The organism is Candidatus Saccharibacteria bacterium (genome assembly GCA_016700375.1).
GTDB lineage: Bacteria > Patescibacteriota > Saccharimonadia > Saccharimonadales > UBA4665 > JAGXIT01.
In genome coordinates this window covers 659,063-680,283 of record CP065016.1, presented here as the reverse complement: position 1 = coordinate 680,283, position 21,221 = coordinate 659,063, and the positions used below count along the sequence as shown (strand labels likewise).

The window sequence follows — 21,221 nt, the reverse complement described above, 5'->3', positions numbered from 1 at the left end:
GGTTCGGCGGACGAGGAACGGAGTCAAAAAGATGCTTGCATGTTTTTGATGAGTACCGCAGGGAGGAGCCCGACAAAGGAGGGCGTTTGTCCTAGTCGGGCCGACCTAATTAACAAAATAATCTGGTACAATTACACCTGTATGCGCCCGTAGTGAAGAGGCCTATCACGCCTCCCTGTCACGGAGGAGATCGCCGGTTCGAATCCGGTCGGGCGCGCCACTAAAAAAGTCTCACCAAAGGTGGGGCTTTTTTAGTGGTCTGCACGTCGGTTTGAGCCGGCGATTAGTGAGCGCAGCGAACGTAGATTGCCGGTTCGATGACAAGGAGCACGCGCAGGAGCTCGCTCCGAGCATGCGACGCGGGCAGTAGCAAAGCGTTCATCCGGTCGGGCGCAGGGGGAAAGGCGAAGTCGGTATTCACAAAATATCTCTTACGATCTCTATTGACAGGCTAGACTGTCTAGATTACAATAGGATTATGACATGGCAACTCCAAGAAGCGAAAAACAAACTGAGCAGCGTCGTAGATATAGCTCTCAGTCAGGGGCCGCAAATTATAAGTCGGCGCGGGAAAAACACAGCTGTAGTAGTGAGTTACGCCGACTATCGTCGTATGCTTCAGCCGGCTCACCGCCTAAAGACGGCGCTAAAGAAGGCAGATTTTTCTGGGCTCGACCTGGCCCGCGACAGAGCAGTGGTAGGTCGACAGACAGATGAAGGGGTGGTTCAGTGATAGGATATTTGGTTGATACAAACGTCCTTAGCGAATTAGCCAAACCGGCTCCGAACTCCGAAGTGAGCGCTTGGTTTTCCCAAGTGAGTGAGCTAGAGCTCTTTACATCATGCCTGGTGCTCGGGGAGATAGAAAAAGGGATTATGCTTCTAGAAGACGACATGAAACGTCGGCAACTGACTACTCAACTACAAGATATACAAGACGCTTTTGAGGGCCGTATCATCTCACTCGATGTGATAGCGGCAAAACTGTGGGGTGATTTGACGGCTGTAGGGAGTAAGGCTGGCAGAACCCCTCCCATTATCGACGCCATGTTGGCCGCACAGTGTCTCGCCCATAACCTGACATTGGTTACGCGCAACCTCAAAGATTTTGAGCAGTTTGCTGGGCTTCAGGTGTATTCTCCCTGGGTCTGATGCTTGGATATTTCGACCATCAGGCAACGAGCAGTCAAATGGGGCTGAACTCAAAACCTCATTTTTGTAATAAATATCTCTGTAACAGATAGAATTACATATGCACACCAGTGATATTTCTTCTTGCGCATTAAAATTCGGTGTCGTATACTTCGAATTACAACAGAGGTAATAAGGGAGATATATATGGCAAAAGCAAATCACGTAAAAGGTTTTGTGGATTTTGTTCGCGAGCAAGGCGTCGTTGGTCTAGCGGTCGGTTTGGCTATCGGTACTGCGGCAGGTGCGGCCGTAAAAGAGATTGTTGATCAATTTATTAGTCCAATAGTCGGTTTTATTCTCGGCGGTGCTGACTTAAACGGACTAGAGTGGAACACCGGGCTTAGCCGCGGTGGAGAAGACCTTATCTTCGGCTGGGGAGCAATCCTTGGTGCGGTGATTACGCCCTTGGCAACGGCATTTGTGGTCTACCAGATTGTCCATATGGCCAAGCTTGACCGCATGGATAAGAAAAAAGACTAATTTTCTTTTTGCACTATAAAAAAGCCCCTCAATAGGGCTTTTTTATATGGGGTTGTACACCTCGTGCCTACTCCGTTATACTTTACAGCGTTGCCACCTTAGCTCAGTTGGTAGAGCATCTCATTCGTAACGAGAAGGTCGCCAGTTCGATCCTGGCAGGTGGCTCCACGTCGGAATATGTTACAACCTCACCTGACTTTCGGCAATCAAGTGGCCAAAAGTCAGGTGGGGCTTCGCACAGTTCCTCCTCACGAAATTCCATTCAGTCGCTTACGCTCCTTGGATTGGAATTTCGCACCCGGACAAAGTCCGGGCTAAAGGGTTTTTTGAAAGGACGGATTTATTCCGGCTTTTCAAAACTAACTAAAGGGAAAAGAGAAGCAAAGCGATGAGAAAAACCGTAGGTTTGTCTCATTACGCGGGTGTCGTATAACGGCTATTATGTAGCCTTCGTGAAGGCTGAGACGGGGTGAGACCCGCCCGTGGCGGGTCGCAAGGAAATCTTCCGGAGCAAGCTGGCTTGCTGCCGTGAAGTTTCGGGTGAAATATGCCAGTGGCACATTGCAAGGACGCCTTTCGATGAAAGCTGCGCTTTCAATAGGGAAGCGTCGGGGTCGCTGAAAGTGACCACCGAAGGTGAGTCGACTCCTGTAGAACCCCCATTTATGTTATGATAACAGGCAAGCGGGTGTCGTATAACGGCTATTATGTAGCCTTCCCAAGGCTGAGACGGGGGTTCGACTCCCCCCACCCGCACCAGGCAAAAGGCCTTTCCGAAAGGAAAGGTTTTTTGTATGGTTCTGGGCTGGGTGAGGCGAACGCGAGCGCCAGTGGCGCTAAGCCGCCCTTGCCCTGCGACCATGGGAGCAGGGTTTCACCGAAGGTGAAAGGTCGACTCCCCCCACCCGCACCATAACCCGTTTATAGTCACGTACCGATTACCTATAAAGATTACTGATAGTTCTGCTACAATACAGTATTAGATTTATGTCATCGCAAAAACATTTTATTCAAGACCGGTCGGCGTTGTTGCTGGTGAGCCTCAATGCGTTTTTGGCGTTGGCGGCCCTAGTTCTTGTGGCGCTCAAGCTCGATTCCAGCAAGGGAACGGTTAATTACATTGTGTCGTTCCGTTCATCTCTAGGGTTTGATGGCTATACGCAGGGAACGGCATGGGATATCGTGAGTTTTATGGTTGCTGCCGTTCTTATTTTCACGGTTGGGTTGGCACTGGCGTATCGCACCTACAAAATAAAGCGCGAACTTTCCTTGGGAGTGCTTGCACTTACATTACCACTGCTGGTGTTGCTCATAATTGTCAGTAACGCACTGCTTCTCCTCCGATAGCATGACCGACTTAAAGACAGCATACTCTCAATTGCACCAGCCTTGCCTTTCAGACGCACCCTGTATGCCCGTTTCATTCGTCGCCATATCCCCAGGATATGCCTCCTCACGAAAACGACCATCCAGAGCACGTCTGCAAAGCCAATCAGAGGGGCAATTGAGAGTATGATGTCTTTAGAAATCCCACGCGAGCAGGACAGGAAGGGGCACTATAGGTTCTTTGAAATTCTGCCCGGCGCACTCAGCTGGAGCATGTTAGCACTGCCGTTCATACTGAGCTTTATAGATGTTAGAATTGCCGCCTTGTTCATGTTTATTTATGTCCTTATCAACTTCGCCAGGGGCGCCGCTAGTGCGGTTCGCTCTATGCAGGGTTTTCGCACACTAAAACAACACCAAAAACTACCGTGGCCGACCATGCTCAACGAACTTGCACAGGGCGTGATACCCCCTCGCGTGAAGCGACCAAAGTGGCATCACTATGCTACTGCGGGCACCAAAGAGAGGCCGCTGCTTATGGAGCCAGACCAGGTTGTGCACGCCGTTATTATTGCTACCTATAAAGAATCTCGTGATGTGCTTGGACCGACTATAGAGGCGTTGCTGGCGTCTGAATTTAACATGAAGCAAGTTATCTGCATACTTGCCTACGAAGAACGCGGCGGGGAAGCGACAGAACTGCAAGCAACTGAGCTGATGAAGCAGTACCAATCGCGGTTTATGGATGCATTTGCGGTGAAACACCCCTCAAATATACCTGGAGAGATAATTGGCAAAGGTGGTAATGTGACGTATGCTGGCCGGGCGCTTGAGACTTATTTAAAAAAGAACAAAATTGACCCGCTGCGAGTGGTTGTCACAACGCTCGATGCCGATAATCGGCCAGACAAACACTATTTAACAGCGCTCAGTTATGCCTACATTGTTTGTCCAGACCCCGTACACTCATCGTTCCAGCCCGTTGCGCTCTTTTCGAATAATATCTGGGATCCGCCAGCGCCTATGCGCGTTCTTGCAACCGGTAACTCTATATCGCACCTTGTGTTTTCACTTCGGTCTCATGCGCTTAGGAATTTTTCGGCACATGCTCAGCCGATGGTTGCGCTACAAAAAACCGATTTTTGGAGCGTGCGCACCATAGTGGAGGATGGTCATCAATTCTGGCGCTCCTACTTCCGTTTTGAAGGGAACTACCGGGCGCTGGCGCTCCATTTGCCCATCTACCAAGACGCTGTGCTCTCAGACACCTACTGGAAAACGCTGAAAGCACAGTTTTTGCAGTATAGGCGCTGGACGTACGGCGCCTCTGACCTTGCCTACGTGGTTCACATGGGGTTCTTCCGTAAAAATACCATACCAAAACGTGACCTTATAGCAAAAACGTGGCGGCTTCTCGAGGGGCATGTGACCTGGGCTGTCGGGCCCATACTAGTTCTTTTCGGTGGATTTATACCGGTACTTTTTCACCCAAAAAGCTATGCCGCCCTAGAGTTGCCACTCATTGTTAGTCGTATACAGACGTTTGCAATCTTCATTGCGGTTGTAACCGTGTTTTTGGCGCTAAAGACCCTGCCCCCAAAGCCAGCCCACTATAAGCGGCATAGAAATATCTTCATGTTGCTTCAGTGGGCCTACTTACCATTTACCACACTTATTTTTAATTCATTTGCTGCGCTGTATTCGCAAACACGGCTTATGCTTCGGAAATACATATCAAAGTTCGACGTAACAGATAAAGCAGTTGTTTCTAGAGCAGCCGACGGTAGCACCAGCAAAAAACTGTAGCTCCACGGTGTGGGTTGGTTACTTAGCGAGTTCGTCTACCGGAGTTTATGCCGAGCTAGGGGTATGGTAGGCCCTGTAGTGTGCTGCGGCCAATGCGTCAAAGCGGCTGAGCACGGTGTATGTCTCTGCTGTAATGTTCGCAACCTCTACAACTCCATTTTCGGCTGTGGTCAGCAATGCTTGTGTAACCGTAGTCGCTAGGGCTGCAGCGTCGCCTACGGCAGTCGGGCGGTGTCCGAGTGATGTAGCGAGGCTGACGAGCAGTATATCTCTTTCAAACGGCTCTAGGCCTGATTTACGTTTTACGACTATTGTCGCCGAGTAGTCAATGCGTTCGTTTGTCGTAAACACGGCACCGCAAGCACTACACTTACGCCGTCGCCATATTTGGTTTATGCGTTTCTGCGGCCGAGAATTCACGACCTCGGTCTTACCGCCACAATAGAGACATACCATGTCTACATGTTGACATATCGCTTACGAAAATACTAGTGGAAAACATGACATGAATAGTGGAAAACGAAAACCCGGTCTTCTTACGAAGACCGGGGCATTGTCCTATGAAGGGAACCGGTACCTATGCAGTCCTTACCCGGCGTACGCGCACAACACGCTTAACGCTTGGGAGTTCTTCATAAAACAACTGGAAGCCCGCAAGCGAGCTTGGTTGTTTTGTACTCAGTGAAAACACCTCGTTTAACGTGGTATAGTCTAGCAAACAAGGACTTGCAAGTCAAGCATAAACATTGTATACATAAGCAGTATAACAGAGGTAATGCTTCATATCACATTAGTTCGCATCCGTCTGTAATTTGTTTGTTGCACCATGAAAAAAGCCAGCTTTTGTTAGCCTCATACCTTGGTGGGCGGTATAAGAAGCCGCTCCGTCTCTTCCAAGGCTGCCTTCCCAGAGCGAGCTCCTGCGGGAGTAGCCTTTCCACCAAACCATCGCTCGCTATGCAGGGCTCTCCTACTCGTCAGCACCATAGAAAAACCCCTATTCAGGGGTTTTTCTATGGTGGGCGATGTAGGATTCGAACCTACCACCTCCACAACGTCAATGTGGCGCTCTAGCCAAATGAGCTAATCGCCCGAGGGTGGGTGGAACATACGAAATATACCAGATGGGACGGAGTAATTCAACCGTCACAGCATGCTATGACAGTTGTACACTCACGAATTTGAGGGTATATCACGGCCGATATAAAAATTGCGAAAGTGGGTTATCCACTTATCCACAGCTGCATATAAAAAAGTCCAAAAAAGTACTAGCATCATGCAGCTAGTGTGTGTATACTAGCATCTGAGGTGAGGTTTTGCCGAGAGGTTTTACCACACTAAGAATCGGACGTCTTTGCGAGAGCGTCCGATTTTTGTTTACAGGTTGTTTCTTCTCGACCAAAGCTGGAAGTGGTATAGTGAGAGGCAAGTGATGACGTGGATTCACCACCCACAGAGCTTCGTCGGTGTGGCAACAGAGTACGATAACTACAGTTGCAAGAGTAAACGCCCCAGGTGGAACCTCCGGATATCACCGGACCCGAGGCACGCTAGAGAAGACAATAAGTCTAATCAGCGTGTTTTTTAATTTTTCGGAGAAGGTCCAATGAAGGTTAGCAAACTGTCAAACGCAACATTTGAGTCACGGGAAGGATATGAAAGAGCTATCCTCTTTAATGATGATGATTTTGGGTCTGCAACTAAACTACAACTAATGCGCTTGGCTGCTGGGAAAACTATTCGCCCACATCATCACGTTCAACGTACGGAGTGTTTCAGGATAGTGTCTGGTGAGGGTCAGATAAAAGTGAATGGGCAAGTGGTGGCAACATCACCTGACGATATAGTGCTCTGTGAGCCTGGGGATGTGCACGAATTTATCAACCTATCTGCAACAGAGCCACTTACCTTTCTGGTTATTCGTACAAATGATCCTGGTAATGAAGATATGATATGGGAAAAGTAAATCCAGCTAAGAAGTCTCTTGCAGAGCGTGTAATCAACATTGTACTTATTGTTCTTATCGGTCTTATTATTGGCACTTGGCTGTCTTCATTGCACATACAAACCGGTGTGCTTCCTGTAAAATTTGGTAACCAAGTATATGCAGATGTAATTACAAACCCTGCTCCGCAAACGTGGTGCTCGGAAAGTGACCGCCAGCCAAAAGAAGTGTATGCCGGCTGGCCATTTGTTCGTACGAGTATGGTTGATGACACGGCGTGCAGCAGATTCGGGTCTTTTAGCTATGAATATTTGTATCCGATGGGTGAGGGCGCGAATATACTTGTCGGCATATGCCTAGGAGTCGGGTTGATAAAAGTTTGGTTTTTGCTTATGCGTGTGTTCATGGGAGTACTAGGGGATAATCCAAGGTATGCAGAAAGAAATCACACGATTGCTGGTCTTTTGATTTATATAGTACTTGGCTGTCTCGTATGGATTAGCATAGTAGTGCCCAGCATGAGTCCACCATCATCTCCCTATATTAAATCTGCAATGCCATTTTTAATAAATATTCCTGGTGAGACAATCCGCATATTGCGTAGCGATACGACACTTTCTCCCGCAGATTGTATGGGAGTGACTTATGGGCGTGAATTCAAACAGTATTATGGTTTTCCGATTATCACAAAGGTAAGGGTGGTTGCACCAGATAATCCATGCTTGGCTGTAAAATATATCGAAACTGCGTATCCAATAGGCATATGGATCAATATTTTGACGGTCACAGTACTTTTTATTCGCGGCTACTTTAAGACAAAACAAATAATTTTGGCTGACATAGAGATTGCCGAAGAGAAGGGGAGGATTACGTGAAACGATCATTAACCGATAGCAAGTTGATAACGTATTAATGAAAGTAAGGAGAGAAATGAGTAATAGTCAAGACGATCTGTATGCTATGAGGCATAGTTTGGCGCATATTCTGGCGACGGCGGTGCAAGACCTGTGGCCAGAGGTAAAGCTGGGCGTGGGGCCAGTGGTAGAGAATGGTTTTTATTACGATATCGACCTTGGGCCAGAGTTAAAACTCAGCGAAGACGATTTTCCACGTATAGAGGAGAAAATGCGCGAAATAATTGGCTCGGCGCAGCCATTTGAGCAGTTTACTATGCCGGTGCAAGAGGCGCTACAATGGGCTCGGCAGTATGGTCAGCCGTATAAAGAAGAACTGCTTAATGACCTACAGCGTGAGGGCACAACGCTCGCTAAAGACCTAAACGCCGCACTCATGGGTTTACCGGCGGGCATAGTGGGCTCTACGGCTCCGCAGGCAGTGACGGAGGTGAGTTTTTACCGCAACGGTGATTTTACCGACCTCTGCCGTGGCCCGCACGTGGAATCGACCGATAAAGTTGGGGCATTCAAGCTTATGCGTGTGGCCGGGGCGTACTGGCGCGGCAAAGAAACCAACCCGCAAATGCAACGGGTGTACGGTGTGGCATTTGAGACGCCCAAGGAGCTAAGGCAGTATCTGGATATGCTGGAGGAAGCCAAAAAGCGTGACCACCGTAAACTTGGTACCGAACTAGACCTGTTTGTCTTCTCTGACTTAGTAGGGCAGGGGTTACCCCTGTGGACGCCACGCGGTATGACGCTAAAAAACCAGCTTGATGCCTTTGTGCAGGAGCTACGCGACGAACGAGGTTTCCAGCAGGTGGGCGTGCCGCATATAACCAAAAAGGATCTCTACGAGCGCAGTGGGCACTGGTCGAAGTTTAAGGATGAGCTGTTTCGCATTACCACGCGCGAGGGGCACGAGTTTGCCATGAAGCCCATGAACTGCCCACACCACACCCAGATTTACGCGAGTCAGCCACGCAGCTACCGAGACCTACCTATTCGCTACCGAGAATCAACCATGGTCTACCGGGACGAGCAGAGTGGTGAGCTGGGTGGCTTGAGCCGCGTACGGGCCATTACCCAAGATGACGCGCATGTGTTTTGTCGCACTGGCCAGGTAGAAGCAGAGGTACAACAGCTGTGGGATATTATAGAAACGTTTTATCAGGCTGTTGGTTTCGATGACCTAACGTACCGGCTTTCCACGCACGACCCCGATGACATGAGTAAATACGCTGGGGGGAGTGAAAGGTGGGGGTCCACGGTCGCTCAACTCGAGAATATTCTGAAGTCAAAGGTGGGTGATAAGTACTATGTGGGCGTGGGTGAGGCGGCATTTTACGGCCCTAAAATTGACTTCATGGGGCGAGATGCGCTGGGGCGTGAGCACCAAGTAGCGACCATCCAGCTAGATTTCAACCAGCCCGAAGGCTTTGACCTAACTTGCGTGGGCGAAGCTGGTGAGCCGGAGCGAATAGTAATGCTGCACTGCGCAGTAATGGGCTCGCACGAGCGTTTCCTAAGCATATACATAGAACATACCGCTGGTCGGTTCCCGGTGTGGTGTGCGCCAGAACAAGTGCGTATTTTGAGCGTTAACCAGGAACCCTCAACGGTGGAGTTTGTAGAGAAACTGCGCGAACAGGGCAGGGCGCTTGGCTTACGCGTAACCGTAGACAACAGCAACGAATCTGTCGGCAAAAAAATTCGCACCGCCGAGATGTGGAAGGTGCCGTACGTGATTGTGGCCGGGGAGAAAGAAGTAGGAGGCGGGGAACTAACGCCACGCATTCGCAAAGATCTGGTGGTAAACGAAGAAGCCAAAAGCTATACTGCCGGAGAGTTCCTGAAAACGGTCGCTCACGAATCCAAATCCCGCGTGAGTAAAACATCACTGTGATATAACTGTTGTATGTTAAAAATATTGCCTAGGCTTGAGGTTGTCTATGCTGTCAGCGATCTTGATGGCGTTTGGACGGATATCGCGGGTGCAGTTACGTCGTTCGGTAATAGAGTATTAGGCCTCCAGCTGGAACGTGGCGATTATTTCCGTTGCAAAGAAAATATTCCATCGCTCTTTGGGTTTAACCCCGATATACCCGCCCATATGCAAGAGGCTCGTAACCATTGGCAAAGATTTTGCGAGGAAGAAATGCCGCATCTGCCACTTCTCCCAGGAGCAGAGCAGTCTATTCAGGCATTCAGAATCGCCGAGGAGCTACTGGTTGCTTCAGGAATACGTCTCGTGAAAGATATCTGGACCGGACGCACGAATGAAAACCATGTAATCACAAGGCACTGGAAAGAAGTACATCTGCCGATTATGCGTCATGTAAGGCACGCAAAGGACTGGAGGCTTCCAAATGCCCACTTAATTTCCAAAGCAAGCACGAGTTTCGCACTTTCACCCATTCAACCGGGCAGCCAGCGCAAGCTGGATGCCTGGTTTTATGACCTCCCAATCTTGTTGGTATAGCGTCGTTTGGTCAATTAGCCTTCTCTTATGTTTTCGTACCCAGGTAAGCAAAGCTAACCCAATGTGGTTTCTTTGGGCTCGGCCAAGATTGGCCTGACAGCGGGATAAGCCACAGGTTTGTTTGAGCTCTCGATGCAGTACCTCGACACTCCAACGGCGCTCGAAGTATTTCTTGACTTGTTCGCGGGTGAGGTCAGTACGACTTGTACCAACATAATCCGTGCGGCCGTTACTGGCCTCAAACCGGAAGACTCTGATCCACCCATAGCCTTTCAGATATGTCACCAAGCCTGTATCTGGTATATCTAACTCTCTGAGCTGGATATGTGGCTTACCGACTAACCGGTTGCTCCTCAGCCCCATGACCCAGTCCCAGCCATGAGAGCGAACTGCCTTAAGGTTTTTTAGAGAGCCGTACCAGCTATCCGCAACAACCATCTCCGGGCGTAGCCCTCTCTGTCTTGTGCTACTCAGCATATCCTGGAAGTGATCATTCTTAGTCTTGCCGTCTTCTGGCGGGTTCCAGATGCGGTAGTCCATAGGAATGTAGTGTTCTGTATCTACTTGCCACAACGCATTTACAACGCCAATCCCTCTGGTGATGTCATGCTTACTTCCCGCATACTGCCAGTTCACAAGCTCCATCTTGCCGCTTCGGCTTTTGTCGATGACGACATCATCGAAGACCAAAATGCCAGGAGTGGCGCGAACTTCCTTAGCGGCAGCTTGCCACAGGTCTTTGGGCTGTATCTTTTCAGATGCTAGCCAACGGGAGACGCTGTCGTGAGAGAGCATGGCATTGTCTGGGGCTACTTCGCTCAAGCTGAGCGCAGAATACCGTGAGGAGGTGACCTCCAGGAATGAGCAGTACAGCTCACGAGAACATTTTGAACGAGACATGTTTATTTTCCTTGTTTACGAAAAAGCATGACTGACGTCATGCTTCTAGGCTAGCAAAGAATTGGGGAGTGCGAAACTCGTGGCAAGCAGTCTGTCGCGTCTCCCCTTTCCAATCTGGCTATATATAGAAGACGAGCTGTGCCATGCGAGCCCAGTTGCGTCTGCTGCTCCAGGTTCTCAAGTGGTACTATTCGAAGACCCAGAAAAAGAAATAAAGGCAGAGAGTTTACCGTCTAATGTATTGCGCATTGGCTCCCACGCACGGCTTGCTGAATTTGTTGTCTGCAAAGCGGAAGAAGAGATTAGAGGAATAAGAAGGCAACCTAGGCATGCGAAGGCAGCGGCGTGAAAAAACCCATTATCGCTGTTGATATCGATGACGTGCTGGCTGCGGAGGCGGAGTTTGTCGTGGCATATACAAACAAGTACTGGGGCGGTAGCTACACCCTGGAAGATTACACTGAAGCATGGAATCTGTTTTGGGGCGTTGATGTCGATGAGGTAGAGCGGCGGGCAGAAATATTGCATAGACCAGGTGTGGTTAGTCAGTACCACGTCACCCCAGGCAGTAGAGAGGTTTTGAAACAGCTTAAAGAGAAATATGAACTGATCGTAGTAACATCCAGACGTAAACGTGTTGAGCAGGAAACTCAGCGGTGGTTAGACGAACATTTTCCGGGTCTCTTTTCCAAACTAATCCTGACAGGTTTTTGGGATGACCCTAACGTTGAAGGCAGGCATCTACTATCGAAAGGAAGCTTGCTTAATGACTACCGTGTTGCATATGTGATTGATGACCAATTAAAACATTGCGTCAGTGCGACAGATCACGGGATAAAAGCAATTCTGTACGGCAACCTCTCGGCTAATGAGTATGCTGATGCTCGTGATGGTATGGAGCACTGTAAAGATTGGCGGGCTGTCGCGAAGTATTTTGATGCGGATGCATCTTGATGCATTGATGCATTGATGCATTGATGCTAAGCTATGAACATGAGAACCACTATGACTATAAATGACAAACTGTACAAACAAGTTCGGCGCAGTGCACTTGAATCTGGGGTCACAGTATCGAAATATGTTGAAGACGCGCTCATGGTTCAAGTGTTAGAGGATACTTATGATATGGAGGAGCTTGAGCGACGACTTAAAGAGCCCACCATTACCCATGCGCAGCTGGTAAAAGAGCTGAAAGCAGAGGGACTTCTGTAATTACGCTGCATGTACAGTATTGTATGGTCGAAAAGTGCCGCAAAGGAAATACGCAAGGTTCCAATTGCGCATAGAACCGTCATTGTGCGTAAGATTGCTATGCTTGCGAATGATCCACGGCCTGTGGGTTGCGCGAAGCTGAGGGGACACGATCGGCTGTACCGATTTCGCCAGGGGGATTACAGAGTAATCTATGACGTGGAGGATGAGAGACTTATCGTTATTGTCGTTGAGGTGCGACACAGAAAAGATGTCTACCGTGGATACTGACGCTGGGTTTCGGGGGCGGGTGGAGGCAGTGGTGGGGCAGATTCCGCGGGGGCGGGTGATGACATATGGGCAGCTGGCGGCTTTGTGTGGGAATGCGCGGGCGGCGCGGATTGTGGGAGGGATTGCACACTTTGGTGACCCGGCTTTGCCCTGGCAACGCGTGGTGAATAAGTCTGGCGGGCTGGCAGCAGGGTATCCGGGCGGCCGAGCTGCTCACGCTGAGCATCTGCGGTCAGAGGGTGTGGCGGTTTCGGAAGATATGCGGGTAGAGGTAGAAAAGCTACTGTGGTGGCCAGTAGAGTAGCGTATTTGGACTTTTGTCGGTAGTATTTAGCAGTAATGACGTTACTAACTACCAATAACAAACTACCAATTTCTGATTCGCAACTCATAGCCATAGTGGGAGAAACAGCCAGTGGTAAATCTGCGCTGGCAATGGAAATTGCTCGGCGGTTTGACGGCGAAATTATATGTGCCGATGCTATGACGGTGTATCGGGGGTTCAATATTGGTACGGCCAAACCAAGTGAAGCTGACCGTTTGACAGTACCGCATCACTTGCTAGACATTGCCGACCCGGCGCAGGGATTTAATGTTGCAGCGTTCCAGCGTCTCGCTAGAGGGGCGATGAGTGATATTTGGTCCCGGGGAATGCTGCCTATTTTGGTGGGTGGAAGCGGTTTGTACATAGACAGTGTGCTGTATGACTATGAATTAAAACCATCACTTAACATCGATGAAAGAGATGTATTAAATACAATGGAGCTTTCCGAACTGCTTGCGCTTGCATTGTCGCGAGGGCTCGATATTTCTGGGGTCGATGTACGCAATAAACGGCGCGTAATCCGCCTAATAGAAAACGGCGGGGTAGCTTCTGCGCGTGCTCCGCTGAGACCACATACGTGCATTGTTGGCATGCACATAGAACGGAATGAGCTGGAATCCCGGGTTAAACAACGGGTTGAACGCATGTTAGTAGCGGGGCTAGAAAACGAAGTACGAGGGCTATCGGACAAATACGGGTGGGACAGCGAACCCATGAGAAGCATTGGATACCGTGAGTGGCGCGAATACTTCTCAGGGCAGCAAAGTCTAGACGAAACCGAGGAGCGGATTGTACGTTCCACTATGCAGCTCGCTAAGAAACAGCGCACCTGGTTTAAGCGCAACAATAGTATTCAGTGGGTGGCTGACCCCAGTATTGCCGTAGACATTGTGACAACATTTCTGAACAAATAGGTTTTTGTTCAATACGCAAACCTGCTACACTATAGAGAGTATTGAATAAGGAGGTGCACCGTGGTAGAGCAACTATTTGGTTCCAAAACGCGCGTCAAGTTGCTGCATCTTTTTTATGAAAACCCTAACCGGTCATTTTATGTGCGTGAGATTACCCGCAAGATTGATGAGCAAATAAACTCTGTGCGCCGTGAGCTGGCTAATTTACTAAATATAGGCATCATCACCAGCGATTCTAGTAACAACAAAGTCTACTACGAAGTAAACCAGAAGTATGCTTATTATGCTCCTTTGCAAGAAATTTTTGGCGGGCAAAAGCCAAAAAGGTCGGCAAAAAAGCCCGCAGTTCTCCCCGAAGATGTCGCTGCAGTGCCCGAGCCAACTGTCCAGCAGGCTCCTTCGGAGCCAGAGGAGCCTGCCGCCCTGAAGCAGCTGGGAAATGTAGAAATTGCTGCTCTTATGGGTCAGTTCACTCGCGACGAAACCAGCGGGGTAGATGTGCTTATTGTTGGTAATGTCAACCGAAATGCGCTGCAAAAGTATGTGACCGACCTCGAGGAGCAAGAAGGCAAGGATCTTCGCTACACCGTATTTTCGCTCGACGAGTTCCGGTACCGCGTTCAAATAAAAGACCGCTTTATTTCTAACGTCTTGCTTTCCAAGAAACAAGTTATACTTGATAAGCCTGGTTTGCTGAGCTAGGGCGCTACGCAGCGCCCGGCTGTCTTTCGTTGGCATATAGTCTTGAATTGGGCTATAGTATACCTAAGACCTGTCGGTGGTTCGGGTTTTCTAATAAATATCTACTAACATCTACTACCAGGAGCGAAGTTACTTTATGGATATACAATTTTATGGCGCAAACTGTATTGTGCTTAGCAATAAGCAGGTTCGACTGGTGTTTGATGATAACCTAGAGTCTTTGGGTGCGAAATCAGTCACAAAAGACGGCGATATTTGCCTATTTACCATGCCGCACCAAAACCCCGTAAAGGGCGCCAAGATGACCATAGACATGGCGGGCGAGTATGAAGTGAGCGGCGTCAATGTGCGCGGTATTCAAACGCGGGCACACATGGACACGGAGCAGGAGCGCAACGCAACTATGTATAAGATTACAGTTGGCGAAACGCGAATTCTGGTAATTGGTCATATTTATCCAAAGCTAAGTGACTCAAAACTTGAAGATATTGGGCTAGTGGACGTTATGCTTATACCTGTTGGGGGCACGGGGTACACACTTGACCCAAGCGGTGCCTTGCAGGTTGTTAAAGAAGTTGAACCTAAAGTATTCATTCCGACACATTATGCCGATAAGGCATTACGTTATGAGGTGCCACAGCAATCACTAGAAGACGCCATGAAAGCATTCGGCATGGAGCCAAAAGAGACCACCGCCAAGCTACAATTTAAGCCGGCAGATGGGTCAGACACAACACAGCTTGTGATTCTCGAAAAGGCATAGGGCAGAAGCATCTGGTAACTAGAAGTTGCGTTTGGAGCTCGGCAACAGAACCCCTTGAAATAGAGTATAACTGAACCTTTTCTTTCTGAGATATTCGAGCATAGCCCTCAGCAATGTTACATGGAATAGATACGGCAGATTGCTGCATCTGGGGCTGATGAGGCCGAACTTTTCATTGCTTGGGAAAGTGTTTATTGACTGGTAGGTTTCAAGCGCCAGGGTATATCCAAACTGCTATGCTTTAAGGTTTGTATATGAGCCTTGCATACACTCTCTGCGTCCAAACTACCAACTACCAATGGCTAACTACTAAGCCTATGCCAAAAGGCCTTTTTTCTTCAGGGTACGGATGGCTTGGGTGCTGATTTTTAGCTTTACTTTTTTGCCATCGACTTCGACCGTTTTGGTCTGTAGATTTGGCTTCCAAACTTTTTTGGTGTGGCGCTGCGAGAAGCTGACATTGCTGCCGTACTGCTTGCCTTTGCCGGTAAGATCACATTTTTGCATTGCAAACTCCGAGTTAGGGTTAGATTCAAGGTGTAATTGTACAGATTTTCACGTCTGAAGTCAACGCTGATATACTAGTAGGCAATGGGTGAAATTTCTGTCTATAACTTCATTATACTTATTGGCTGCCTACTGGTAGCTATGACGGTGCACGAATTTGCTCATGCGTACGTAGGCATGAAGCTTGGGGATAGCACTGCGAAAGATGCAGGGAGGGTTTCGCTCAACCCGCTTGACCACATAGACCCTTTTATGACTGTTGTACTTCCGGCAATAACATGGGTAGTGTTTCATGTGCTATTTTTGGCGGCGAAGCCGGTGCCGTTTAACCCCGGCAGGGTAAAGTACGACGAATATGGTGCTGCCATGATAGCTGCGGCAGGACCGCTCTCTAACCTTGCTCTTGCGGTGTTGGCGGCGTTTGTGCTGAAGACAGTTGCGTTGAGCGGTCTGGCGTACGATGTACTAACGATGTTCTTAGTGCTTAACGTTGGTCTGTTCGTCTTCAACCTCATTCCTATACCACCCCTTGATGGCTCGAGAGTACTGTATGCATTCGCACCTGAATCAGTCCAAGACGTAATGGAGCGAATTGAACCATATGGGTTTGTGATAATACTTGCGCTCGTTGTTATGGGTGGTTTTGGCGGCTGGCTTGGGAATATGAACGAAGCTGTTTTACGAGCTATCTTATAGAGCCTATTTTTCATCGCAACACAATGACTATTTGCTGTAAGCAAGGTCCGGTGCTGCTGGACTATTTGTTGTTGAACTTATCCCAGGGAGTAATGAGCCCGTATAGCGCTATGTAGACTCCATGCTTCAACACCTGTGCGCCTGCAATGGCCATACCGAGGTTGAAGTCTGCCTCTGATTCATAGAATTTTTCGGGTAAGCGCGATCCAGTCAGTATGATGGTTTTTCCTTTTATGCCCGCGATTGCTTGTGCGGTTTTGTGGATGGTGTCTGTGCCGTGGGTAATAACAACACGATCCTCTTTTGCAGCGCTAACAGCCTTTTTTATTAGCTCACGGTCAAGGTCGGTCATGTCCAAGCTGTCTTTGCGCAGAACAGTCATAACCCTGTATGAAAAGTCGGGGTTCCCTCGTTCGAGAGTACGTAGGAAGCTTGGCTCACCGATTTCAAAGTAGTACCCATGGTTGTTGTCGTTCTCTGGGTAGTCTTTATCTATAGTTCCACCAGTTTGCACAAAAAGTATAGTCATAGTACGAGTATATCTGTTTGATCACTCTGTTACAAGACAGATTATCAGGGTATACTTAGTGGGCTGGGTAGGCCTCGTTTCGGCGGGGTGGCCAACGTATGATTATCTGAATACTAATCATACGGGAACCCAATATTTGTCTACGGCTGTGGTCGTAGCGTGCGGGTACCCACCTTGAATTTTTTTCAGGGTTAATCACGTTGGCGCCCAGCACTACTTTCGGTAATGATGCAGGTATATGCCATAATTGATTAGCTAACGCGTGGCATACCCAGACCGTCAGGTCGGGGTTGAGCCGAACGCTGCAGTGTACATCCCGGTGGCATGTACACTGCACGGGCGGAACAGCGACCAACGGTCGATGTTGCGGGGCAAGAAGATACCTCGGCCGTAAGTCGTGGGAGATTCATTTTCAGGCATCTGCTCAAAAGAAACTGGTGTAAAATAGAACTGACGTCGGGGTGTAGCGCAGCCTGGTAGCGCGTACGGCTGGGGGCCGTGAGGTCGCAGGTTCAAGTCCTGTCACCCCGACCATGTTCGAAATTACCCGTTCTTACGAACCCTGCAAAGGGTTCGTTTAACGTACAGGTAATATCGCACCTCTGTTTTGAACCTTTGCCGTATGCTTTTATAGTGAAGTTCAAGAAGAATTTTCGCAGCACTGCGTCTAGTTTCGCCATATCACCAGATTGACGCAGTATTACCCCTGTTTGACTGAAAAGTTCAAGATATTCTTGATATGTAAGCAGCGCAACCCCCAGACTGTCTCTTTTTGATTGCAGCTCTTGCTGCTCCTGCGTGAATACCTCTACCTCTTTGCTCAGCGCGTCAAGATCATAATGCTTTGAAAGCTCAGGTTTTTGCGCTACAAGCTTTTTTGCTCGATCGTATTCGCCTTGTTTATCACTTATTATCTTCGTGTAGCGGGCAATGGAAGAGGTGATGTCGCGTTTTTGAGTATGAGCATATTGCTTACTATCGGTCACGTATTCGTCGTAATTGCTCTGTGTAGTGAAAGAATGCTGCTCAAGGTAATTTGCGGCAAACTCTATCATCTTACTAGCGCGCACGGCGGAGTTCTTAAACACGCACCCGTCACTCTCGCAGCGGTAGTAATAGTAGTGCGTTAGGTTATCGCCTGAACGTTTTGAGGTGATTGATGACGTAAACGGCTTATTGCAAAAGCCGCAATAAACTCTACCACGCATGAGGTCAGCTAGTGTATCTCGTGACTCCTTAACAAGCATCGAAGAGACGAGTGCGGGCGACTTTAAGTCGCTGATTTTGTTTATAGACATAAACTCTTCTACGGTGACTACCGGCATAAAATCATAGTGGTCTTCTAGCTTCACTAGGTTATTACCGTATTTCAACACCCCTGCGTACACCGGATCTTTAAGCATAGAAGACACACTGTCTTTATCCCATTTGTATTTTTCGGGGTCTTTACCTCTTTTGCGTACCCGGTAATCAGACCTGTTCAGTGCCTGCACAATGGCTTCTTGCGTGCTACCCTCTAGCCTCATCTGAAATGCTGTCTTAATATTCGTAAACCAGTTATCGGGGAAAAGCCTGTCATCTGATATTAGATAGCCATGTTTCATCTTGCCTAGAAATAATCCGTCCTCTGTCATTCGCCGATTGCCACGCTTGATATTTTCGCTCAGGTGCTCAGAGTATTGCTTTGACAACACGAAAGATATGCCGAGCAGCATTTTGCCGGTTGGACTGTTTTCAAAGGAAGAAGTAGCAAACTGTATGTCTTTCAATATACCTTTGTCTAGCAAGTCTATAATCTCGCCTGCGTCCATCATATTTCTTGCGAGTCTATCGGGGTGCCACGCGACTATACCGTCTATCTTGCCAGACTTGATATCTTCAAGCATAGTTCGAAATGCCGGCCGAGTGTTCGGCTCTTTCGCCGAGCCTTTTTCTTCGCGTACAGCACCGATTATATTCAGCTCTTTCGGTACTATCACACGATCGTAGCAGTCTGCTATTTGGTCTGGGATTGAGCGTTCTTGCCGCTCATCATTCGTAGTAGAGCGGCGGGCATACAACACATAGCGCAAAGTTTTTATATCTAGCTCTTCTATGTCATCTTGCCGGTAAGCATTCTTCAGATTAGTAAATAAGTCAGCTGGTGTTAGTTTTTGCTCATTCATCACTCTTATTATCTCATATGAAAAAAGTTCAAGCGATATCTTCTTAAGGCCAAAACTACAGCATCTTTCGTGGAAGCGTCACGCCGTAATCTCTTTTAATGCTGTCTATCAGACGTGATTCAAGTTCTTCATCTGTCATGCTCGAATAGTCTATTGAGTCCCTTTCAATACTTACTTCGCTTTTATCCGTCCAGCCGAAGTTTTTAAGAGCAAAAATTGCGCCCGCTCCTCGACCGCTCTGCAAGAGTTCCTCATAAACGTTTTCAATCATAAGCCGGGCTCTTTTTATAGTGTAAGAAAACTCGGGTTTTTTCTCATAGTCATAAAATGACTGCCGACTCTCAAACCCGCAGTGAAGCATAAGGCCGGTTATAGTTAGAGGTCTTGCGGGTGATGACTTTGTGGCTGAAGAAAAGTAATTGTCTATCAATAACTGTAACTGTGCGGCATTTGAGAATTGTGGCGGCCGACCGATACCTGAGGCTGTCATAGCAGCACCGACCGGCCGATTTTATCTCTTACGAATATCTTGCCCTTTGGGTGAGGTTCAGCCATTGATGTACGAGCTACACAGATTGCTTCTACGCCTCGAGCAAGCCGGTTTTGAGATATTGTCGGCTCAACCACCGGCAAAACGGTATGCACACCTCTGTGCTCTTTACAGAGAAGATAACCGCGTGGTATCGAGCGGTTACAGCGGGTATTCCCAGATAGTTTATACAGGCAGTGATATCTCATGAGATAGCTTTCTTTTCGCTATCTCAAGTAAAAAAGAGGATAACGAAAAACAGCGCATTACAGCGCAAAATTCTTCATTATCCTCTTATGACTTCAAGAGTTATATGCCGCCTAAGGGCAGCGTAGCCCCACAAATGCAGGGTGCAGGCTCAATTGGAAAAGTACAAATACAGTCTACTGCATAAAGGTACTAGGCGCAATGTATCGAAACAAGCTGGTAGCGAAGCGTGGATTGAAGCTGTGAAACATTGCTTGCAAACTTTTGATTTTCGGCCGTCTCTTCGTTTTCACGCCAGCTGCTGTTATACGCGTTGCGCGCCGCCCAATAATCGGCTATGCGTTGTACTTCAGTTTGATGTCTACTCACTTCTGATGCATAATCGGAGTCGTATCGACTTTGGTAGGTAGCTTTTGCCGTTTCATCACAGGAGTATTGAAGAGGTGATATTACTTGAGGTGTAAGTGCGTTGTTTGGAGCCACATTTGAGGTTTGGGAGGTAGGTGCACCGCCTACAGGTCTTGATACGCCTGACTGTTGCAGAGAAACCTGAGGGGTATTATTGGCGACCGGCATGGCAGGCTGGTTCTTGATCTGCGTGGACGCCGCAGCTTCACGCTCAAGTCGGCGGCCAGTATTCTTCCCAGTTATGTAGCCAATGGGGTAAGTGATTAGGATTGCTAGAATGAGTAGAATTATTACTCGCCGTTTTGTTATTGCATTTTTATGCATACTGTCCTTTCTAGGCGAGTAATTAAAAAGCTCGCCATGAGCGATAGCCTACGCTACCCGACACCGTTTCCAGTGTGACCGTATCAAACAGTAGACTCATGACGAGCTTAAATGTTTGATACGGATTTTTCGCCATACCTGCTCCTATGGAGTGGCTCTAGGCATCGAGTGGGTGTTCCACTTACCCATCATTATAGGGGTAGTGGCAAGAAAACACTAGCGTAAGTATGACAAACACCTCATAATGTGGTAAAATACTACCATGACAGATATGACACAAAATAACAAAAATGAGTCATTCACCAGTTACTACGACGTAAACGATACGATTGTACGAGTGAGCTCCGACGGCGACGAAGTATGGGGCGAGGTTCTTACGACCGGCGCAGCATACCCGCCTCTTAAGGCACTCGCAGAGGGTCATGAGATAGACACGCAGACTGCCGCATCTCGCAGTGGCGTAGATATTTCTTAATACCTCAGGGTAGCAAATATTCTGGGCTTCACGTGCTCTATAGAGCGAAAGTCTGTGATAACTCCTTGCCAAGCGGGTACGTCGTGTACAATATACTGGAAGAGTTCAAGGGCAGTCTCTTGTGCTCGACCACATAAAAACCATCGGTCTCAAGCCGATGGTTTTT

26 protein-coding genes and 5 tRNA genes are annotated in these 21,221 nt (G+C 48.3%); 22 read left to right on the top strand and 9 right to left on the bottom strand.

The window, feature by feature from the left end:
- The first annotated feature begins 143 nt into the window (after window positions 1-143).
- The 8 genes from IPP75_03520 to IPP75_03485 all read left to right on the top strand — a co-directional run bounded on the left by IPP75_03520 (window position 144) and on the right by IPP75_03485 (window position 4,806).
- Window positions 144-220, top strand: a tRNA-Asp gene (locus IPP75_03520).
- Window positions 221-478: 258 nt separating this feature from the next.
- Window positions 479-733 (top strand): type II toxin-antitoxin system Phd/YefM family antitoxin, encoded by a 255-nt coding sequence (locus tag IPP75_03515; protein QQS68965.1) that lies wholly within the window; start codon window positions 479-481, stop codon window positions 731-733.
- Entirely contained in the window at window positions 733-1,152 is a 420-nt protein-coding gene (locus IPP75_03510; GenBank protein ID QQS70158.1) for a type II toxin-antitoxin system VapC family toxin, read from the top strand. Before IPP75_03515 ends, IPP75_03510 begins: the two co-directional genes overlap by 1 nt.
- Before the next feature lie 186 nt (window positions 1,153-1,338).
- A complete protein-coding gene (locus IPP75_03505; GenBank protein ID QQS68964.1) occupies window positions 1,339-1,674 on the top strand; it encodes an MscL family protein in 336 nt (111 codons plus the stop codon).
- 92 nt (window positions 1,675-1,766) lie between these two features.
- Window positions 1,767-1,842, top strand: a tRNA-Thr gene (locus IPP75_03500).
- 516 nt (window positions 1,843-2,358) lie between these two features.
- Window positions 2,359-2,433: transfer RNA gene (locus tag IPP75_03495), tRNA-Gly, on the top strand.
- Window positions 2,434-2,661: 228 nt separating this feature from the next.
- On the top strand, window positions 2,662-3,021 hold the full coding sequence (locus IPP75_03490) for a hypothetical protein (protein ID QQS68963.1): 360 nt from the start codon (window positions 2,662-2,664) through the stop codon (window positions 3,019-3,021).
- Window positions 3,022-3,186: 165 nt separating this feature from the next.
- Window positions 3,187-4,806, top strand: a complete 1,620-nt coding sequence (locus IPP75_03485; protein ID QQS68962.1) for a glycosyltransferase family 2 protein — start codon at window positions 3,187-3,189, stop codon at window positions 4,804-4,806.
- Window positions 4,807-4,851: 45 nt separating this feature from the next.
- On the opposite strand, the gene IPP75_03480 is transcribed toward IPP75_03485, so the two are convergent.
- On the bottom strand, window positions 4,852-5,262 hold the full coding sequence (locus IPP75_03480; GenBank protein ID QQS68961.1) for a hypothetical protein: 411 nt from the start codon (window positions 5,260-5,262) through the stop codon (window positions 4,852-4,854).
- Between the two features lie 560 nt (window positions 5,263-5,822).
- A tRNA-Val gene (locus IPP75_03475) sits at window positions 5,823-5,899 on the bottom strand.
- A 513-nt stretch (window positions 5,900-6,412) separates the two neighbouring features.
- Here IPP75_03475 and IPP75_03470 point away from each other — a divergent pair.
- Genes IPP75_03470 through IPP75_03455 form a run of 4 tightly spaced genes read left to right on the top strand, consistent with a single transcriptional unit; the run spans window position 6,413 to window position 10,129 of the window.
- Window positions 6,413-6,772, top strand: coding sequence for a cupin domain-containing protein (locus IPP75_03470; protein QQS68960.1), 360 nt, complete (start codon window positions 6,413-6,415; stop codon window positions 6,770-6,772).
- A complete protein-coding gene (locus IPP75_03465; protein ID QQS68959.1) occupies window positions 6,760-7,626 on the top strand; it encodes a hypothetical protein in 867 nt (288 codons plus the stop codon). Before IPP75_03470 ends, IPP75_03465 begins: the two co-directional genes overlap by 13 nt.
- A 55-nt stretch (window positions 7,627-7,681) precedes the next feature.
- Window positions 7,682-9,553, top strand: a complete 1,872-nt coding sequence (gene thrS / locus IPP75_03460; GenBank protein ID QQS68958.1) for a threonine--tRNA ligase — start codon at window positions 7,682-7,684, stop codon at window positions 9,551-9,553.
- A 12-nt stretch (window positions 9,554-9,565) separates the two neighbouring features.
- On the top strand, window positions 9,566-10,129 hold the full coding sequence (locus IPP75_03455; protein QQS68957.1) for a hypothetical protein: 564 nt from the start codon (window positions 9,566-9,568) through the stop codon (window positions 10,127-10,129).
- Here IPP75_03455 and IPP75_03450 read toward each other — a convergent pair.
- Window positions 10,058-11,029 (bottom strand): transposase, encoded by a 972-nt coding sequence (locus tag IPP75_03450; protein ID QQS68956.1) that lies wholly within the window; start codon window positions 11,027-11,029, stop codon window positions 10,058-10,060. The two genes, IPP75_03455 and IPP75_03450, sit on opposite strands and share 72 nt — an antisense overlap.
- Before the next feature lie 345 nt (window positions 11,030-11,374).
- Here IPP75_03450 and IPP75_03445 point away from each other — a divergent pair, with 345 nt between their 5' ends.
- The 7 genes from IPP75_03445 to IPP75_03415 all read left to right on the top strand — a co-directional run bounded on the left by IPP75_03445 (window position 11,375) and on the right by IPP75_03415 (window position 15,215).
- The gene (locus IPP75_03445) at window positions 11,375-11,983 is read left to right on the top strand and encodes a hypothetical protein (protein QQS68955.1); all 609 of its coding nucleotides are present in this window, start codon (window positions 11,375-11,377) and stop codon (window positions 11,981-11,983) included.
- 51 nt (window positions 11,984-12,034) lie between these two features.
- Window positions 12,035-12,241 carry a hypothetical protein gene (locus tag IPP75_03440; GenBank protein QQS68954.1) on the top strand — a complete coding sequence of 69 codons (207 nt, stop codon included), beginning with the start codon at window positions 12,035-12,037 and terminating at the stop codon, window positions 12,239-12,241.
- Between the two features lie 9 nt (window positions 12,242-12,250).
- On the top strand, window positions 12,251-12,511 hold the full coding sequence (locus IPP75_03435; GenBank protein ID QQS68953.1) for a type II toxin-antitoxin system RelE/ParE family toxin: 261 nt from the start codon (window positions 12,251-12,253) through the stop codon (window positions 12,509-12,511).
- Window positions 12,492-12,815, top strand: coding sequence for an MGMT family protein (locus IPP75_03430; protein QQS68952.1), 324 nt, complete (start codon window positions 12,492-12,494; stop codon window positions 12,813-12,815). Before IPP75_03435 ends, IPP75_03430 begins: the two co-directional genes overlap by 20 nt.
- A gap of 35 nt (window positions 12,816-12,850) precedes the next feature.
- Complete coding sequence (locus IPP75_03425) at window positions 12,851-13,750, top strand: tRNA dimethylallyltransferase (protein QQS68951.1); 900 nt, start codon at window positions 12,851-12,853, stop codon at window positions 13,748-13,750.
- 60 nt (window positions 13,751-13,810) lie between these two features.
- Window positions 13,811-14,452: a transcriptional regulator gene (locus IPP75_03420; GenBank protein QQS68950.1), complete on the top strand. Its 642-nt coding sequence runs from the start codon at window positions 13,811-13,813 to the stop codon at window positions 14,450-14,452.
- A gap of 136 nt (window positions 14,453-14,588) precedes the next feature.
- On the top strand, window positions 14,589-15,215 hold the full coding sequence (locus IPP75_03415) for an MBL fold metallo-hydrolase (GenBank protein QQS68949.1): 627 nt from the start codon (window positions 14,589-14,591) through the stop codon (window positions 15,213-15,215).
- Here the strand turns inward: IPP75_03415 and IPP75_03410 are convergent.
- Both IPP75_03410 and rpmB read right to left on the bottom strand, forming a co-directional pair.
- Window positions 15,160-15,363, bottom strand: coding sequence for a four helix bundle protein (locus IPP75_03410; GenBank protein QQS68948.1), 204 nt, complete (start codon window positions 15,361-15,363; stop codon window positions 15,160-15,162). The two genes, IPP75_03415 and IPP75_03410, sit on opposite strands and share 56 nt — an antisense overlap.
- A 167-nt stretch (window positions 15,364-15,530) precedes the next feature.
- Window positions 15,531-15,722 carry a 50S ribosomal protein L28 gene (rpmB, locus tag IPP75_03405; GenBank protein QQS68947.1) on the bottom strand — a complete coding sequence of 64 codons (192 nt, stop codon included), beginning with the start codon at window positions 15,720-15,722 and terminating at the stop codon, window positions 15,531-15,533.
- Between the two features lie 84 nt (window positions 15,723-15,806).
- Here rpmB and IPP75_03400 point away from each other — a divergent pair, with 84 nt between their 5' ends.
- On the top strand, window positions 15,807-16,418 hold the full coding sequence (locus IPP75_03400; protein QQS68946.1) for a site-2 protease family protein: 612 nt from the start codon (window positions 15,807-15,809) through the stop codon (window positions 16,416-16,418).
- A gap of 61 nt (window positions 16,419-16,479) precedes the next feature.
- On the opposite strand, the gene IPP75_03395 is transcribed toward IPP75_03400, so the two are convergent.
- Entirely contained in the window at window positions 16,480-16,947 is a 468-nt protein-coding gene (locus IPP75_03395; GenBank protein ID QQS68945.1) for an asparaginase, read from the bottom strand.
- Between the two features lie 457 nt (window positions 16,948-17,404).
- Between IPP75_03395 and IPP75_03390 the strand changes: the two genes are divergently transcribed.
- A tRNA-Pro gene (locus IPP75_03390) sits at window positions 17,405-17,481 on the top strand.
- Here IPP75_03390 and IPP75_03385 read toward each other — a convergent pair.
- From IPP75_03385 to IPP75_03375, 3 genes are all read right to left on the bottom strand, one after another.
- Window positions 17,460-19,112: a recombinase family protein gene (locus IPP75_03385; protein ID QQS68944.1), complete on the bottom strand. Its 1,653-nt coding sequence runs from the start codon at window positions 19,110-19,112 to the stop codon at window positions 17,460-17,462. The genes IPP75_03390 and IPP75_03385 overlap by 22 nt on opposite strands.
- Before the next feature lie 55 nt (window positions 19,113-19,167).
- Window positions 19,168-19,602, bottom strand: a complete 435-nt coding sequence (locus tag IPP75_03380) for a hypothetical protein (protein QQS68943.1) — start codon at window positions 19,600-19,602, stop codon at window positions 19,168-19,170.
- A gap of 438 nt (window positions 19,603-20,040) precedes the next feature.
- On the bottom strand, window positions 20,041-20,580 hold the full coding sequence (locus IPP75_03375) for a hypothetical protein (protein ID QQS68942.1): 540 nt from the start codon (window positions 20,578-20,580) through the stop codon (window positions 20,041-20,043).
- A 262-nt stretch (window positions 20,581-20,842) separates the two neighbouring features.
- On the opposite strand from IPP75_03375, the gene IPP75_03370 reads away from it, so the two are divergent.
- Window positions 20,843-21,055, top strand: coding sequence for a hypothetical protein (locus tag IPP75_03370; GenBank protein QQS68941.1), 213 nt, complete (start codon window positions 20,843-20,845; stop codon window positions 21,053-21,055).
- The last annotated feature ends 166 nt before the right edge of the window (window positions 21,056-21,221 follow it).